At 59.4% G+C, this 15,922-nt stretch carries 13 protein-coding genes; 4 read left to right on the top strand and 9 right to left on the bottom strand.

The window, feature by feature from the left end; all coding sequences use genetic code 11:
- Positions 1 to 4: 4 nt before the first annotated feature.
- The 6 genes from GGD67_RS17835 to GGD67_RS17810 all read right to left on the bottom strand — a co-directional run bounded on the left by GGD67_RS17835 (position 5) and on the right by GGD67_RS17810 (position 7,054).
- Positions 5 to 751, bottom strand: coding sequence for an ABC transporter ATP-binding protein (locus GGD67_RS17835; RefSeq protein WP_210286528.1), 747 nt, complete (start codon positions 749 to 751; stop codon positions 5 to 7).
- Entirely contained in the window at positions 732 to 2,537 is a 1,806-nt protein-coding gene (locus GGD67_RS17830) for an ABC transporter permease subunit (RefSeq protein ID WP_179734630.1), read from the bottom strand. The genes GGD67_RS17835 and GGD67_RS17830 overlap by 20 nt, the downstream gene beginning before the upstream one ends.
- Positions 2,537 to 3,394 carry a branched-chain amino acid ABC transporter permease gene (locus tag GGD67_RS17825; RefSeq protein ID WP_179734628.1) on the bottom strand — a complete coding sequence of 286 codons (858 nt, stop codon included), beginning with the start codon at positions 3,392 to 3,394 and terminating at the stop codon, positions 2,537 to 2,539. The genes GGD67_RS17830 and GGD67_RS17825 overlap by 1 nt, the downstream gene beginning before the upstream one ends.
- A 144-nt stretch (positions 3,395 to 3,538) precedes the next feature.
- A complete protein-coding gene (locus GGD67_RS17820; protein WP_312013727.1) occupies positions 3,539 to 4,684 on the bottom strand; it encodes an ABC transporter substrate-binding protein in 1,146 nt (381 codons plus the stop codon).
- A 151-nt stretch (positions 4,685 to 4,835) separates the two neighbouring features.
- On the bottom strand, positions 4,836 to 5,936 hold the full coding sequence (locus GGD67_RS17815) for a mandelate racemase/muconate lactonizing enzyme family protein (protein ID WP_179734626.1): 1,101 nt from the start codon (positions 5,934 to 5,936) through the stop codon (positions 4,836 to 4,838).
- A complete protein-coding gene (locus tag GGD67_RS17810) occupies positions 5,933 to 7,054 on the bottom strand; it encodes a mandelate racemase/muconate lactonizing enzyme family protein (protein ID WP_179734624.1) in 1,122 nt (373 codons plus the stop codon). Before GGD67_RS17810 ends, GGD67_RS17815 begins: the two co-directional genes overlap by 4 nt.
- A gap of 98 nt (positions 7,055 to 7,152) precedes the next feature.
- Between GGD67_RS17810 and GGD67_RS17805 the strand changes: the two genes are divergently transcribed.
- Positions 7,153 to 8,064, top strand: a complete 912-nt coding sequence (locus tag GGD67_RS17805; protein ID WP_179734622.1) for a LysR substrate-binding domain-containing protein — start codon at positions 7,153 to 7,155, stop codon at positions 8,062 to 8,064.
- 354 nt (positions 8,065 to 8,418) lie between these two features.
- Here the strand turns inward: GGD67_RS17805 and GGD67_RS17800 are convergent, their stop codons facing one another.
- Positions 8,419 to 9,285 carry a hypothetical protein gene (locus tag GGD67_RS17800; protein ID WP_179734620.1) on the bottom strand — a complete coding sequence of 289 codons (867 nt, stop codon included), beginning with the start codon at positions 9,283 to 9,285 and terminating at the stop codon, positions 8,419 to 8,421.
- Positions 9,286 to 9,323: 38 nt separating this feature from the next.
- Entirely contained in the window at positions 9,324 to 12,545 is a 3,222-nt protein-coding gene (locus GGD67_RS17795; protein ID WP_210286527.1) for a hypothetical protein, read from the bottom strand.
- A gap of 473 nt (positions 12,546 to 13,018) precedes the next feature.
- Here GGD67_RS17795 and GGD67_RS17790 point away from each other — a divergent pair, with 473 nt between their 5' ends.
- From GGD67_RS17790 to GGD67_RS17780, 3 genes are read left to right on the top strand one after another with little or no spacing between them, the layout of a single operon-like run.
- Positions 13,019 to 13,414 carry a hypothetical protein gene (locus GGD67_RS17790; protein ID WP_179734618.1) on the top strand — a complete coding sequence of 132 codons (396 nt, stop codon included), beginning with the start codon at positions 13,019 to 13,021 and terminating at the stop codon, positions 13,412 to 13,414.
- 12 nt (positions 13,415 to 13,426) lie between these two features.
- A complete protein-coding gene (locus GGD67_RS17785; RefSeq protein WP_179734616.1) occupies positions 13,427 to 14,332 on the top strand; it encodes a hypothetical protein in 906 nt (301 codons plus the stop codon).
- A gap of 41 nt (positions 14,333 to 14,373) precedes the next feature.
- The gene (locus GGD67_RS17780; RefSeq protein WP_179734614.1) at positions 14,374 to 14,919 is read left to right on the top strand and encodes a hypothetical protein; all 546 of its coding nucleotides are present in this window, start codon (positions 14,374 to 14,376) and stop codon (positions 14,917 to 14,919) included.
- A gap of 21 nt (positions 14,920 to 14,940) precedes the next feature.
- Here the strand turns inward: GGD67_RS17780 and GGD67_RS17775 are convergent, their stop codons facing one another.
- Entirely contained in the window at positions 14,941 to 15,747 is an 807-nt protein-coding gene (locus GGD67_RS17775; RefSeq protein ID WP_179734612.1) for a hypothetical protein, read from the bottom strand.
- Positions 15,748 to 15,922: the final 175 nt, after the last annotated feature.

Here is a 15,922-nt window from a genome sequence, read left to right as displayed (position 1 = left end):
TTCTTCATGCATGCAGCGCGGTGGCGTGGTCCCGGCCGAAATAGGCCCGTTCCAGGCGGCGCGGTAGATCGGCCTCGGTGGTTGCCGCTTGTAGAACTACACGTCCTTGGGCCAGCGCGCAGACTCGATCCGCAGCGGCGAGCGCCTTCTCGATCAGCTGTTCGACCAGCAGCACGGCGGTGCCGTTCGCGCGCAGCTTCGCCACCACCGCAAGCACTCGGTCGACAAGCACAGGAGAGAGACCTGCTGATGGCTCGTCGAGCATCAGCAGGCGCGGCCGCCGCACCAGCCCCTGGGCCACCGTCAGCATCTGTTGCTGCCCGCCGCTCAGCGCGCCGCCGCGCTGATGGCGCTTCTCGGCAATCTCCGGAAAGAAGTTTAGCGCCTCCTCGACGCGGGCCATGCGCTCGCCACGCGGCAGGTCATAGGCCGCGAGCAGCAGGTTGTCGGTCACCGATTGCTGGGTGAAGACGCGGTGACCCTCAATCACATGGACAAGGCCAGCCCGCGCCGTCTCCTGCGGGCCCCAGCCGCGCAAGTCCTGGCCTGCGAAACGCACGGCGCCGGTCCAAGGCAGCAGGCCGGAGACGGCGCGGAGAAGCGTGGTCTTGCCGCCGCCGTTAGGGCCGAGAAGGGCGACCACCTCGCCAGGGCCGATCGCAAGATCGATCCCGTGCAGCACGCGAATCTTGCCGTAGCCGGCTTCCAGACCTCGAATGTCGATCAGTGGTTCAGGCACCGAGATAGGCACTGATCACCTCCTTGTGCACGCGGATTTCGGCAGGCGTACCGTTCGCCAGCACGCGACCGAGATTGAGCACGGTAACCTCGTCGCAGATGTCGAAGATCAGGTCGGCGTGATGTTCCACTAGGAGAACGCCGGTGCCCTGGCGGCTGATCTCCTTGATCAACTGGCCGAGCCGCTCGATCTCGTCCGTAGCAAGGCCTGCTGCCGGTTCGTCAAGCAGCAGGAAGGCGGGTTTCAGCATCAGCGCGCGCGCGATCTCCACGAAGCGCAGTTCGCTGTGTTGCAGCCGGTCGGCCCTTACATCGGCCAGTTCCTCCAGCCCTACTGCACGCAGCGCAAGGCGCGCGGCCGCTTCCAGGCTCCGCTCGCCCTGACGATGACGTGGCAGCGACATGAGCGCTTCCACGAAGGACGATTGTCCTTCAATCCAGCCGCCGATCATCACGTTGTCGATGACCGACGCCTCGCCAACAATCCGCGGCGTCTGGAACGTGCGGGCGATACCGTGTTCGGCCCGAGTCTCTGGTGCGCCTCTCGCCAGAGGCGAGTTGAGCCTGACTTCGCCTTCCTGCGGCGCGTAGTAGCCGGAAATAACGTTCAGCGTTGTGGTCTTGCCGCTGCCGTTCGGGCCAATCAGCCCGTGCACCTGACCAGGCCGGATGTTGAGGTCGAGACCGTCAATAGCGCGCACGCCGCCGAAGGTGAGCACGATGCCCTTCAGTGTCATGGGCCTGTCGGCTCCACTGCGTTTCAGGATCTCGCCGAGCAGGGTCGGCCGCGGCTTGATCGCCCGATCGCTTTGAAGCGGCTTGCGGTTCTTGAAGTCGAGGAGCGCGGCAATGCCACCGGGCATGGCGAGGACGATGATCAGGAGTAGCGCGGCATAGAGAAAGGTGGACCATGCGGCCAGCGGAGCGGCGATCTCCGGCAGGATGGTGAGGATGATCGTGCCGATGAGCGGACCGAGAATGGAACCCCGGCCGCCGATCAGCACCGCGATAAAGAATAGCAACGACAGTTCGAAGGTGAAAGCGTCCGGGGTGATATAAGTCTGGAGGCTTGCGAACAGGCCGCCTGCGACCGCCGCCACTGCGCCACTGAATAGAAAGATGGTGACGAACAGCTTCGGCTTGGAAATGCCGTTTGCCTCGGCCGCCACATCGGCGTCGCGCACGGCGATCAGCGCCCGGCCGAATCGGCTCTTGGCGACATTTGAGGTCGCCCAAGTGACCAGCGCGGCAAGGGCCAAGCAAAGATAGAGAAAGCCCCATGCGGTATTGAACGGCGCTGGCATTTCCGGCCCGCTGATGCCGATCCCGCCGCCGGTGACGCCCTCCCAGGCCAGCGCTACCTGGGTAGCGATGGTTGCAAAGCCGAGTGTCGCCATGGCGAAATAAAAGGTGCGCAGCCTTAGCGCCGGCAGGCCGACGACGACGCCGAACACTGCGCCCGCAACTGCGGCAACTGCCAGCGCCACGAAGGTCGGCAGGGGCGGCAACACATTGCCGGCGGCGAGCACGCTCGTCGTATATGCGCCGAGCGTCAGGAGGGAGACATAGCCGATGGCAAGCTGGCCCGCGTAGCCAACGACCAGGTTGAGGCCCGCAACCAGGACCCAATAGATAGCCGCACGGGTGGTGATCAGTGCCCAATACTCGTTATCCGTAAGCGGCAGCAGCACGGCGAAGGTGAACAGGGCAACCAAAGGCAGGACCGTCGGCAAGACGACGCGCCAGCCGATATCGGCAGGCGCCTCCGAATGGATCGTTGGTTGACTCGTATCTGGCATTAGACTCTCCGCGGCGCCGGTGCGCCGAACAAGCCCTGCGGTGCTGCGAGCAGGACGACGATGAACAGCACGAAGACGGCAACCGAGGAGAAGATGCCGCCGACCAGGAAATTGGCGGCCTGCTGGAAGACGCCGAGCGAGAGCCCGCCGATGACCGCGCCGCGATTGTTGCCCAGGCCGCCAAGTGCAACCGGCACGAAGCCGTAGAAGTTGAGGAGCGGACCGTTGGCAAAGAAGGCGAGCAATAGTTGTCCGCCGGCGAAGCCCGCAAGCCCGCCGATGGCACCGGCGAGCGCATAACTGGCGATTCTCAGATTGCGCTCGGGCAGGCCGAGCGCGCGGGCAGCGAAATTGTCCTCGGCGACGGCCAGGAAGGCGCGGCCGACCAAGGTCTTTCGGTAAAGAAGTTCGAGCCCGGCAATGGTTAGTCCGCAAGCAACGAGCGGGAGCCAGAACTTCTCGTCGAACGCGCCCGAGCCGAAGCCAAAGAGCTTTGGGAAAGGCTGCGGTTCGGTGCTCCATTCGATAGCCGTGACCTGCTGGATCATCAGCGCTAGCGCCAGTGTGGAGAGCACATAGAGATGCTGTTCGAGGCTCTTCAAGACGGGACGCACCGCGACGATCTCGGTAACTACGCCGATCAGCGCGCAAGCGCCAAGCGATGCCAGCAAGCCGATCACCGGCGGCCAGCCGAGGCGCAGCATAAAGAGCGAGCCGAAGACGCCGCCGAGCATGCCGAGTTGGCCAGCGGTGAAGCTCATGACACGGGAGGTGGCGAACATCGTGTTGTAGGTGATCCCGATGAGAGCATAGATGGCGCCGACCGCCAGGCCGGACGCCAGGATTGAAGCGAGCATCATCACCTCACTAATACCGAGAAAGCGGGTCCCGCGGTCCGCGGCGCCGGCCGGTTAGGCGCCATTGACTTGGAGCGGTCGAAGTCTTGAAGAGATCGTGGGGATCGCATCCGGCGCGGTGTCGGATGCACGAAACCCAAGTCATCACCGTCCGCCAGAATAGCCGGGCGCCAGCGCGAAGGCGCCGTTCTTGGCCGAACTTGCTGCCGACATCACCACATCTGCGGTCGGATAGCCGTTGTGCTGAGTCGGGCTATAGCTGTAGTCGCCAAAATAGCCATTGTATTTCGAAAGACCGTTCCAGTAGCCGGTGATCGCCTCGCTCGAGGAGGACCCGCGCGCCTCGACCGCCTTGGCCACCAGGTCGACGGCGTCGATGCCGCACGCGACCCACCAGAGCAGCGTGTCCGAAAGGTTCACCTTTCCCGCGAGCCGCTCGACCAGTTCCTGGTTGCGCCCTTGCAGCTTGCCGTCGGCGCCGTAGCTGCAGCTGCGATAGCCGACGGCATAGACCTTGTCCCAATTGGCCGGCTTGTCGATAAGGCTTCCGATTTCCCCGGAAGACAGCGACGGGTGTCCGACAAAGGGAATGTCCCAGCCCATAGCTGCGCGTGTGTTCATCATACGCGCTTCCATGCCAGTGGAGACGCTCCAGATCACGATCGCCTCCGCCCCGGCATTGCGGGCACGCAACAGGTCGGGTGTCAGGTCCGGCTGGGTGGCGTCAATATTGGCCTGATAGACCACCTCGGCGCCGTCGTTCTTGAATCCGGCGACGGACGCCTTGACCGCCGAGACACCATAGCCGGTCGTGTCGCCGATCACCGCCACGTTCTTGAGCTTGAGGATCGCCAGGCAATAGTTGCGTACCGCGTCGTCCCACTGGGTATTGGACGGCGCGATCCGAAACGCGTTGGGGAATCTCTGGACGTCGATCAGGCTGTCGACCACGCAGGGGTGGATATTGGGCATCTTGGCGCGCGCCATGATCGGGGTCACCGCCAGCGACTCGCCGGAATTGGTCGGGCCCCAGATCGCGTGGACGCGGGCCTGGCTGATCATCTCCTGGGTGGCATTCACCGCCTTCGTCGGGTCGCCCTGGGTGTCGCGGGTTATCAGTTCCACCTTGCGCCCCTTGACGCCGCCGGCGCCGTTGATGGATTCGGTTGCAAAGATAACGCCGCGGTTGAAGCCGACGCCCGGCGCCGAACTCGGGCCAGTAAGTGCGGCCAGCCAGCCGATCTTGATCGGCTCGTTCTGGGCAATGGCCGGGCAGGCGAGACCGACCACAGAAGCGCCCATTGCGGCCTTGGTGAATCGACGACGACTGATGATCATTTCGTTCTCCCTGTTATTGTAGTCACCGCTCGTCGGTTGCGAGCTTCGGCTTGTCCCTGTCGTATTCTTCCGGCAAAGGCTTCGTATGGCCGGAACCTGTCGCTCACGCGCCTTGCGGGCCTGAGCTTCTCAAATGTCCGATGTAGTCGCGGTTGAAGGTGAAGCCCCAGCCGGGCCGCTCGGGCACGATGGCGCAGCCATCGGCAAAGCTCAGCCGTTCATTGTAGAGCGGCGAGAACCAGGGCATGTATTCAAGGAACACGGCATTGGACAGCGCGCCGAGTGCCTGGATGCTTGTCTCAGGGAACAAGTGGCTCGACACAGCCACGTCGTGGCTCTCCGCCATATGGCCGACCCGTATGAATTCGCTCAAACCCCCAACCCTTTGCATGTCGGGCATCAGGATGTCAGCCGAGCGCAACTCCAGCATGCGGCGGAAACCGTAGCGGGTATATTCCGTCTCGCCTGATGCGATCGGCGTGTCGAGCGCGGCTGAGACACGGGCGAGGCCTTCCAGATCCCAGGCCGGCAGCGGTTCTTCGAACCAGGTGAGATCGAATTCCTCCAGCATCCGGCCAAGCCGGATCGCTTGTGCTTCGTTAAGGCCCTGGTTCGCATCGGCCATCAGCTTAATCTTCGGGCCGATCGCCTGACGCACGGCCCGAACGCGGGCGATATCTTCCTTCGGGTCAGCATGGCCGAGCCGCATTTTCATTGCGCCGAAACCTTCGGCCGCGAAGCGGCCCGCTTCCTCGACCAACTCGTCGGTGGCGAGCGACAGCCAGAGTCCGCCGCTGTGATAGATCGGCACGCGGTCATGGGCGCCGCCCAGCATGCGATAGAGCGGCAGGCCTGCGGCCTTTCCCGCAAGATCCCAGAGCGCGCCGTCCAGGGCCGAGATGCCGACGACGGGGACCCCCTTGTGGCCGAGGAAATTGATGTCCTCCCAGGCGCGCGTCCAAAAATTGGCGATATGTCCGGCGTCGCGCCCGATAATGAGATCGGCGAGTTCATCGACCATCTGGCGCAGCACGGCGGTGCGCCGGTTGTTCAGCGTGAAGATCAGATTCTCGCCGGTCAGGCCTTCATCCGTCCTGACCGTGACCAGCACGCAGCCGAAATCACGGATCTGACCCAAGGCGCTGCCGATCGGCGACGGCAGTGTTACGAGAACGACTTCTGTCTCGACTTTGAGAACCTTCATGAGTGGGCCCGCCATTCATTGCGTATGGTTTCGCCAGCGCGGTAACGCCGGAGCACGTCCAGATCCGGTTCGCAGCCGAGCCCGGGACCATGAGGCACGTTGAGTTTTCCGTTCTTGGCGCGCACCCACGGGTCGAACGGATTGGCCTCCATCTCGAGCCAGAGCACTTCGATGAACGGCCTTTCCATGCGCGCGGCAGCGATATGCAGAGTGGCGACGAAGCCCGGACCGAAATAGGGACTGTGCGGAGCAACCGCCACGCCATGGGTCTCGCACAAGTCGAAAACCCTGAGCATCTCGCCGATACCGCCCACCTTGGTGACGCTAGGCTGGGCGATGTCGATGGCTCCAGCCTCGATCAGCGACTTGAAACCGAACACCCCGGCGACATTCTCACCGGCCGAAATGGGGATGCCATGGGCACGGATGCTGGCGAGCCCATGCACGTCCTCCGGTGGCCACACCGGTTCTTCCAGCCAGTAGAGCCCATCACCGGCCAGCGAGGCGGCCATTTCACGCGCCACCTGCGGCGACCAGGCACAATTGACGTCAAGCATGATCGCGGCACCGCCCGCGACGCGCTGCGCGGCGAGCACAGCCGGCCTGGTCACCTCATGCAGCTTGATGAAGCGATAGCCGGCGGCGCATGCATCCGCCGTGTTCTTGGACACCAAGGCGTCGTCTCCATAGTTCAAGAGGCTAGCATAGCCGTCCATCGGCCCTGGATCGCGCCCGCCGAGCAGGCGATAGAGCGGTTGGCCGGCGCGCTTTCCCGCGAGGTCCCAAAGTGCGATCTCGATGCCGGACCAGCCATACAGAAAGGAGCCGTTGCGGCCGAGCAAATGCAGCCCATGTGAAATCTGGCGTGATAAGCCGTTGATGTCCCCGGCATCCCGCCCGAGTACCAGCGGCGCTACGATGGTGTCGATCGCCGTTTTGGTGGCGGGAATGGCGGCATGGCCGAAAGCCTCCCCCCACCCGGTGCGACCGTCCTCGGTCTCTACCTTGACAACAAGCACGTCGAGCGTCGTCCAGGGCTTGCCGGCAAAAGCGGGCTTCGGGCCGCCCATGTCGAAGGGCAGCGACACAACGCAGGTCTCAACCGCGGTAATCTTCATGGCTGGTCAGCGTTTCCTCAGCGTTCTTGACCGGCACGCTAGGCACCCCCCGAAATAAGTTCAATTGCGCCTGCCTTAATTCTGTATAAGGCAAACTGATGTCACTCAGTCTGCGCCAGCTTCAAGTCGTCCACGCCGTCAGCCGCAGCGGTTCGGTGATTGCGGCTGCGGACGCGCTCGGAATCTCGCAGCCCGCGGTGAGCATGATGCTGAGGGACTGCGCCCGGATCGCCGGCTTTCCCCTGTTCCTGAGAAAGCAAGGGCGGTTGCAGCCGACGGCCGAGACCAAGCTCCTGCTCCCCGACCTCGAGCGGGTGTTCGACGGCGTCGACCGCATCGGGCGGCTAATCGAAGACATGGGCGACGCCCATGTCGGCACCATTCAGATCGCCGCGACCGCAACGCTCGCGGACAATATCCTGCCCGTGGCGATCGCCGCGTTTCAGCAGGCGCGGCCGCGCATTCATATCGTGGTGCGCAGCACCGACAGCCCGAGCGTCATCGCGAGCGTCCTGCGCGAGGAGGTCGACCTGGGTCTCGTCCTGTCGCCGCTCATCCATCACGACGCACTCGCGCTCGATCTTTGCATCGCCGACCTCGTTGCCATTGTCCATCCAGGCCACGAACTCGCCCGCCGCGAGGTGGTCGAGCCATGCGATATGGAGCGCTTTCCGCTGATCTCATTCAGCCGCAGCCAGCCACTCGGCACGTTGGTCGAGCAGGCCTTTCGCGAGGCCGGCGTGCCCCGTCGCATCGCTCTCGAGGTCAACCAGTCGTCGGTCGCCTGTTCGCTGGCGCGGGCGGGTGCCGGCATCGCGGTGATTGACCCGTTCTGGATAATCGAAGCACGCGAGCATGGCGTCGTCTGTCTGAAATTCCGGCCAAAGACGCCGGTCACCGCCCAGGTTTTGGTCAATAAGAGCACGCCCCTGTCGCGGTCGGCGCGCCACTTCCTCGTCACGCTACGCCAAACGGCGCGGTCCCTGCCGCATCAGGGTGCGCTACGGTGACGATCAGCTGCTGAAATTCGGCCAGGGCTCCATCGCAGACTTTCCTCACGATATCTCAAGCAGAATCGATTTTTCCCTCTCAAGGCTGAAACAGGGGTTCGATTCCCCTAGGGAGCGCCAGAAATTTCAACGACTTAGAACTTGCATCGAAAAGTCGTAGAATATCCGTTGGATAAGCGCCGACGAACATTGGCGAACTCCGCCACACAAATTCTGTGATCCGATCACCTAGCTCTCTGTATTAGTGGATACCCAACGTGACGCGCGAAGCGGATGGGATGCCACTGTACCTTGGTTGCGCTTGGCGCGAGACGGACGCCGAAAGCGCTGTTGGCAAGCTCGTAGCCTAAGCAGTTATGTGCGCACTTCGCCACGTCTGAATAGGAAGCGCTCGTTCTTTTCCTGGACACCAAATAACTCAAGCAGAAAGCGACGGTGTTCAGCTCCGCGTGTCAATAGACAAACATCGGCCCGCTCATCTCCGAGTATCGCAAAATGAACCTTCGCCGGATCTAACGCATCAAATGCTGTTTGGAGTTCGGTTTCTTCTTGCTTGATGTCGGTTACGATCCATGCGCCTTGCAGCTGCTCGGCTGAATTCCTTGGCAGAAACTTGCCCTCAACGCTGCGAAACAAGAGGCCAACATCGTGTTGAGGTGTGGCTCCTCCATCGACTGCCACGCCTTCCATCTGACTGAAGAAATCGGCAAATCTCCGCTTAACATCGACAAGAACGCGCCGCTCGCCAGCAGGATCGATTACCCAATCGACGGTTCGGTTGCCGGCGCCGAGACCGCTCACCTCATGATCCGCAGGAATAACAGGAGACACCCGCAGTATTGGGAACATCTCGGTGAGATGTATGAGATGCCGCCCGATGTCGTCGATCAGGGCTAAATAGGCGCGCAGCTTGTCAGGCGATAGCCGCCTTTGGGCGCATTGGAGCACATCGAATAGCAATGGCACGCGGGGCCACATGTGGACGCCCCAGATGAGTTCATTGCCAACTCGATGCGGCGATCCAAATTCGTAGCGCCATATATCAGTGAGCCGATCCAGGAAGCATCCGCAGGCGGCAAGATTGGGAGGCAGCACTGCGATCACGCCGTCGCTCTGGTCCTTGGATAACCCTCGCGCCTGCCCTTCGGCAGTCAGTCGAGCCAGCAGCGAATCGACGCCGCCCACGAGTTGGGGTAGAACAGATTCAATCAGCAGCGGCACAAATTAGGATCGCTCTATTTTTTTCCGGTCGCATCAAACTATACAGGGGTCTTCAGTCCGCGCATACGGAGTGCTAGAGCTTCGATCTCATGATCAAGAACGTCAGCAGCCGACTTCACGGTGAGATCGCGTTTCACGATGGCCAGATCGTAGAAGAGATCGGGATTGACCCGCCCTATAGCGGGCAACAGATAGAATGCTCCGTGACGCTGGTACCCGGCCAAGAACATATCCAGGTTCCGGCTGTCGTTTGGCTCCATGGTCATTGAGCGAGTTGCCACCATAACGGGCGCTTTCGTGACAGCGCCGCGCGACAATGGGTCGGCGGAGGCGATCTGAACACAATAGTGATGGGGATTCGTGTCGGGCAAATGCCTAATGATCGAAACGCCGATTTCTTCGCCCGCGTCTTCGACGCCGAAACGTTCGCGCCACCGTTCGAAAATCTTCAGCGCGCCCTCTTTGTCCTCAAAGAGAAATGCCATGTAGGGCAGCGAATGACCTATCTGGATGTAGCCGCAGCCTTGCCACCGCGCCCTGTCCCACGCATGGACATCAATCACAGAGCGGATGCTAATGCCTTTGTGGTTTTTAACCCCGAGTGATCCGTCATCTTCTCCAAAATCAGGATTCTCATCGTCCAGGTGAGCCAGCTCGATCCGAGGAACCTCCGCCCGCTGTTCGCGGAGCGGATAGGAGCGGCTTACCGCTTCCTTCCAATCGGCCAATGATGAGAAATTTTGCGATGCCGTCCGGGAGTAACTGTTGGGAGCGGAGGAAATCATAGCGATGCGCTGCTGAACTGCAGCGCCCGCAAAAAGCTCTTCCAGCAATGCGGTCCCATCTTTAACCGAACAGGCGGCTCCCAGGATGTGGGCCGCAACTTCGCAGTAAAACTGATTTATATCGCCCTGACGATCAATGCTCACAAGCTGAAGACTGGCCGGCCAGGTGACGGTGGATTTCATATCCAGCTCACTGGTTTCGATGGCCGGGTCCTGCGCTTGCTCGCTTGCGATTATGCTAATGCGGAATAGCTCGGTATGTGGCGCGACACGTTTCTCGATTACCGTGGCGAAAAAGGCCTCAATTGAACCCAATACGCATTCGGCTAAGGGAATATGCCGGCTTTCTAGGACTTCAACCTCGACCTTCATGCCCATGATCGTGGTCACGAGTACCTGACGCCCCTCCTGGTTCAGGAGCAACGGTCCGCGCAAGCTTTCCGCCAAGGGCTGGCTCTTCAGCGTGGAGAGGAGGCGGTTTACCGCCTCGTCGGTTTCTTCCTTCGGCAGGCTGCCATCCTCGCGAAGGGCTTCCGGGTAGCCGAGTGAGTACAGCAGCGCCGTGCGCGACATAAACAAACTGAGGCTGGCCAAAATATCCGGCGTTTCTTCCAGCCTGCGCAGATCATTTTCCTGCAGGTTCAGGAATAGACAGCCCAAAGCCATGTCCAATTCTATGAGATCCTCGCGGACCTTCGCCTTCGACTCCTCTGTCAACGGAAGGCCAGCTAAGCATCCGTTCAAAAGCTGGATTGCGAACAGAACATCAGGCAGGTGACAAAGCTCCAACGCGTTCCAGGCCCATATCTTCATCGTGGGAACGATGCTGGCAGGTAGGTCTCCATCCTTCTCGCCTTCGACGATGATGGATGCCGCAGCAAGACAACAGCTCGCGCGAGCGGCCCAGTGCAAGCCGGTGCTTCTATAAGCCAGCGTCAGCAGCTGTGTCGCATCGATCAACTCCGCAGTGTACTCACGCTTTGTCAGGCCGATTGCCGCTTTACCCAGCCACCGGATCATGTCGAACTTATCCGCTGACAAGTCCAGCTTTTGTGCTCGTTTGAGCAGGACCAGCGCGCCTTCGGCTTCGCTCTTTCTCGTGCCAACGAAATCGGCGAGCTTTTCGACGAGTTCATTGTACGCCGGATCATTGCCGGCGACCCCGCCAATAACCTCTATAAAGCGGATGACTCCATCCGCATCGAATTCTCCAAGTCCCTTGGCCTTGTCGAGTATTGCGGAGTAGCCACTGAAAACAGACGAAAGTGCTGTTTCATCCTGCGCCAGTATCGCCCGATTGACCGCTATTCTCTGGAGATCGGTTTCCGCCTCCAAGCTATTGTTCGGTCGGCTCTCATCCCGTGCCTGCACGTCCAGTGCCCGTTTTAATCTGGCAGTGCGCTCGTCGTACCGGCACTCTTCGCGTGTCAAATGGTCATGAACGATGGAATTGACGAGGAGCTGATTTAGATTCCCAAGGAACTCAAGATTCTTTGCGTGAGTTGATTCCAGCGCGCGCGCTTCGAAATCATCGTACGACGCGTTCAGGAGATTAAAGTCGTTATACCACCAGAATGCGGTCCATATTTGCTCGTACCGAGCTTCCAGTTTTTGCCGATAAGAGCCATGGGCCTCCGCAAGGCGGATGGCTCGCGCAAATCGGCCATCTATTTCAGTGCGCGGCCTCTCTAAACCGCGCGAGAGTTTTGCCGCGACGAGCGCCTCGGTAACAAGCTGCCGCTCCATGCCTTGAAAAGCCGCCGGATCTTCTATCGCCCGTTCAATGTCAGCGAGCTGCTGGGAACGAGAGTAATCCTTTGAGCCAAGCCGCCGAGCGCCGACGTCGTCTCCGACCTTCAGGTAATTGAACGCAAGGTCGGTGCGTTCTTTTTCGATGATCTCGGTCACGATCCAAGAGCGATCAAGAATGGTCACGCGGATGCTGTACTGCTTTGACAACTCATCTTCGATGCGAGCGCGATCCTTGGCTTTCGCAAAACGGCTCGTCACAAAGATTATCTTGTCGTAGCCCCTGCCCGTTTCTGCGATGCCCTTGACGTCCGCGCGTACCTTGACGCTCCACTCTTTCTTGGCGCTGAAGGCGAAGGCCCATCTTTCACGACCGCTGTTCGCGTCGCCGATATAAGTGAGGCCGGAGACCTCATCCGACACCGGATAGGTTTCCGTGTCGGCCTTGCTGTCGCCGCCACCATCAGGACCTGTTTGAGGCCGCAGGTTGGGACAGATCGTTCGCTCGCAAAGCTTGCGGCAAAAGATCTCGAAATCGTGCGTCTGGTTTCGGGACGTTAACGAGTCGAGGTGATACTCGAGCCGGTCAGCACTCAGAACGTGGGTGAGGCGCTCAACGGTGTCCGAGTAATATTCAGGACGAAGCTCGCGCATAAACTCGGAGGGTGACACCCGCGCGGGCGCGCGTTGATCGTCTCCGTCTTCGCTTACAATGTCTTTGGTCATCGGGAACAATAATAGAACAAAGATGTTCCCCGAACCAGACCGAGAAAGGAAATTCCGTCCCAGCGCTGTGGACGGAAAAGCCTTCAAGACGGCATTTTTGCACGATTTCCCCATCCGGTCGTCAGATGACGCGAACTAAAATTGATATTTATCAATAAGATGCGGAGCCGCTTGGCGGGAAGGTTCGCTGTCAAACGTGGCCACTCACGCTGCGTTCACCCTATTATTCAGAGTCGAATCGACTCGCTCCCAATCTTTTGTGGTTTGAAAGCGATTTTGGCCGCTCGCCAGTCGCTTGGAAAGCTGCCGCATCGAGGTGGGCGCTAAGCCGACCAAGCGCAGATACGGAAGAAATGCCACAACTCGTTCTTGCTGATGCAGAGCTATTCCTCTCGAACGTAAGCTGCCCAACAGGGCGCGGCTCTCGCGTTCCTTGGTTGGCAAGATAGGATGCTGTCTGAAAGAGGCGATGGATGTCGGAAGATTTTGTATCCCAGGACAAGAAGGGGCGCACAATCACTTTCGACGTGGATGACAGGGGCGTGCTGGCGTATCACCAGAAGAAGAAAATTGGAGAATTTACGCTTCGTGTCATTGACGACGATCTATTGGGTACTGCCGTGCATGCTGACGTGATCGACCTGGATAATAAGTTTCACAATGCGGGGATCGGCAACGAAATGGTGCGGTTAGCATTCCAGCATCATGGCCAGAAGATCGTTCCGCCCGCGACTTTCTATCCCGAAAGCGCAAACCGCAATACGATGACTCCTGAGGGATTCCGATTAATGGCAGCGGGCCAGAAGCATGGATGGGTAACGGAGTTTCCTGATAAGGAAGTTCCGGACAAAGAATATGACGAAGATTGAAGGCGCGCCGCGATGACTCAAAGGTTCGGTTACTACATAGTGCGCGATGATGAAAAGATGGACATCGGGAGGGATTCCCAGCCGCTTTCGGAAGACGCTCGGAACGACTTCAACAAGTACGTAGCTGTCGCAACCGACGTTCGTCCGTTCGTGATTGATTATCTGTCGCTGAAGGACGACTTTGAGGTCGTCTCCGGCGTGACAACGAGAATTAAAAGCGAGGTTGCCCAACGTGAGAATCCGTTGGCGAACATTGGCATCAACCACTTGAAAACGATGGCGATGGCTCAAGGAGCCATATCAAATTTTCTATCCAGCGCATCGGCATTCAGGTATCAGGCAAAAACTCGGCTCCGCGCGGCCTTTGGAAAGGCCTCCGCCGAAGAGCAGCGATTCATCGATACGGAAAGGGCTGCGTATGACGGGTGGTTTGCCTATCGGCTGCTCTACAATCTACAACTATGGCCGCACCACGATATGCCGCTTTCACTTGTTCCGGTCAGTGCGCGGCGGGAAGCAGACGGCAAATTTGCAGCGACGGCAAATCTGTTGATTGACCCGACCGAAATTCTGGAGAGTGACCTAATACAGAATTCGTTTCGAAAGAAGGAGCTGTCTAAATTAACTGAGCAGCTAGAGCTGATGCCAATGGTGCAGCAATACATGCAACTCCACGGGCTAATGTTGAATCTTATCGTCTCGATACACCTGCCGCGCTTGGTTCAAATGCAAGAGTACGAAGCGCTGCTGCTCGAAAGGACGCGCATTCCGTCCGGCGCAATCCCTATGATCTACGAGGAGAACGAAAAAGGGGAGATAGGTCGCTTCCATCATTTTTCGTTCGACGAGGTCTTGTTTCTGCGGGAGCTTGCAGGGGCAATCCAGAAGCCGGATCCCGATCCCTTCGTGAATAAGTGAGTTGCGTGATTTTCAACCCTTGTGACAATAGGGAGATATCCATGAAAACCGAGACAATCAGCTGCCGCTTTATCGGCGACTTCAAGGTCGGCGACAACATGGTCTACAACGCCGGCCTGCTCTGCAAGCTCGCGGAGTCCGGCAGCACGTTCAACAAGCTGATGCTCTTGCAGGCCGGTGCAATTGCCGAAGCGGCACTCTGGGAGATCATTTACCGTGCGCAGAATTTCAACCGCGAGGGTGTGCCGAACATTTCCGAGGAGGACCGAGCGGAAATCGAGGGTAAGAAGGTCGAACGCTTCAAAGCGATCATCGACGTGATGAAGAAATACAAGATTCTCGATAAGGCCGGTGCCGACATCTACGACGAGTTGGATAAATTGCGTGAGTACCGCAACAAAGTGCATATCCAGCTCGATGTGAAGCTGGATGGTGTGCCGCGCGACGAGGACAAGGCCTTTACCGATCCGGTGCGTGACTGGGCGCTGAAGCTCAATGTGAGGGTACTCAAGTTCCTGACCGAAAACTTTGCGCGCCCCGCAGATCTGGCGCAATTCGCGCATAGCATAACCGTGCCCAATCCCTGACTTGCGGGGTCAGGCACCCGCTTAGGTCCGGATCAGATCACGGCCAACATCCTCAAGGCAGGAATCGCTTTCTGAGCTGAGCTTATCCCAGAGGATGTGGGCCCGGTCTACGCGATCGGCGCGCATGACCGGTTGATCGAGCTTTTCAAACTGATCGAATTGTGCGGTTGGCATCAGGCCGTTCAACCGTCCGCTCGCGAACAGAATATAGGCGGACACCGCTTCGGTAACGTGCGCCAGCGCCTTAATCGCGTTGGTTATCTTATTCGTTGTAACCAGCAGATGAGCCACTTCTTCACGTTTCTGCGGTGTGCCGGCGTGGGCAAGATACGCGTGGCTCCATTTCGCGAGTTCGTCCGCGCCGCTATTGTTCAGCCAGCCTTCAACCGTATCGATGAGGGCTAACGGCAATCGATCGTCGCGGTTGCGGTTGGTCGACGCAATGCCTGACAGTCTGTCGAATTGTTCGTGGGCCATTTGCGAGGTGCACCACGCCTTTGGACCCGATGTATGGCCCCAAAACGCGCCGGAGCCCACGCGCTCCAGCATTTCGTTTTGTTGGACCGCTGCATAGTCGTAGGGCAGCCCGTCGTGGCAGACGTAGTTTTCCCGCGTGAACAGATTGAAATTTCGCCGCACATCCTTGATGAGGCGCCGCAGGGAAATAACATCGGAACCGCTATCGACGAGACGGCGTATGGCCAGCACTTGCGTTGCAACATGGCCGTTTATGATGGCCTCGGCAACCAGTGAATTGCCAAGGCAGCTGGTCTCATCATAGATGGCGAATTGCGTCAGCGTCCGGAATGAGACGTCCGTCCACACCATTGCAGATAGGGTTTGCCAGATCGCGTGATGTTCGTCCGTATCTATCCAGCTCAGCCATACCCTGCGTTTGCCACGATAAGACTCCAGAGCCGGTCTTCGCTCAGGCGGCACATCGCATTGCGATTAGCGGCGTCTCATTGTCTTTGGTCATCGGGGCCAGCATATAGCGTGACGG

Origin of the sequence: Bradyrhizobium sp. IAR9 (genome assembly GCF_013408065.1) — a bacterium.
Taxonomy (GTDB): domain Bacteria; phylum Pseudomonadota; class Alphaproteobacteria; order Rhizobiales; family Xanthobacteraceae; genus Bradyrhizobium.
Note: the sequence above shows the minus strand (reverse complement) of the source record. Positions and strands in the feature narration are given on the sequence as shown.

What these genes read in the sequence shown, in the direction of transcription:
- GGD67_RS17780 (WP_179734614.1), top strand. Translation starts at nt 14,374, where the DNA reads ATGAAAACCGAGACAATCAGCTGCCGCTTTATCGGCGACTTCAAGGTC.
- GGD67_RS17790 (WP_179734618.1), top strand. Translation starts at nt 13,019, where the DNA reads ATGTCGGAAGATTTTGTATCCCAGGACAAGAAGGGGCGCACAATCACT.
- GGD67_RS17805 (WP_179734622.1), top strand. Translation starts at nt 7,153, where the DNA reads ATGTCACTCAGTCTGCGCCAGCTTCAAGTCGTCCACGCCGTCAGCCGC.
- GGD67_RS17785 (WP_179734616.1), top strand. Translation starts at nt 13,427, where the DNA reads ATGACTCAAAGGTTCGGTTACTACATAGTGCGCGATGATGAAAAGATG.
- GGD67_RS17815 (WP_179734626.1), bottom strand. Translation starts at nt 5,936, where the DNA reads ATGAAGGTTCTCAAAGTCGAGACAGAAGTCGTTCTCGTAACACTGCCG.
- GGD67_RS17825 (WP_179734628.1), bottom strand. Translation starts at nt 3,394, where the DNA reads ATGCTCGCTTCAATCCTGGCGTCCGGCCTGGCGGTCGGCGCCATCTAT.
- GGD67_RS17795 (WP_210286527.1), bottom strand. Translation starts at nt 12,545, where the DNA reads ATGACCAAAGACATTGTAAGCGAAGACGGAGACGATCAACGCGCGCCC.
- GGD67_RS17830 (WP_179734630.1), bottom strand. Translation starts at nt 2,537, where the DNA reads ATGCCAGATACGAGTCAACCAACGATCCATTCGGAGGCGCCTGCCGAT.
- GGD67_RS17775 (WP_179734612.1), bottom strand. Translation starts at nt 15,747, where the DNA reads ATGGTGTGGACGGACGTCTCATTCCGGACGCTGACGCAATTCGCCATC.
- GGD67_RS17810 (WP_179734624.1), bottom strand. Translation starts at nt 7,054, where the DNA reads ATGAAGATTACCGCGGTTGAGACCTGCGTTGTGTCGCTGCCCTTCGAC.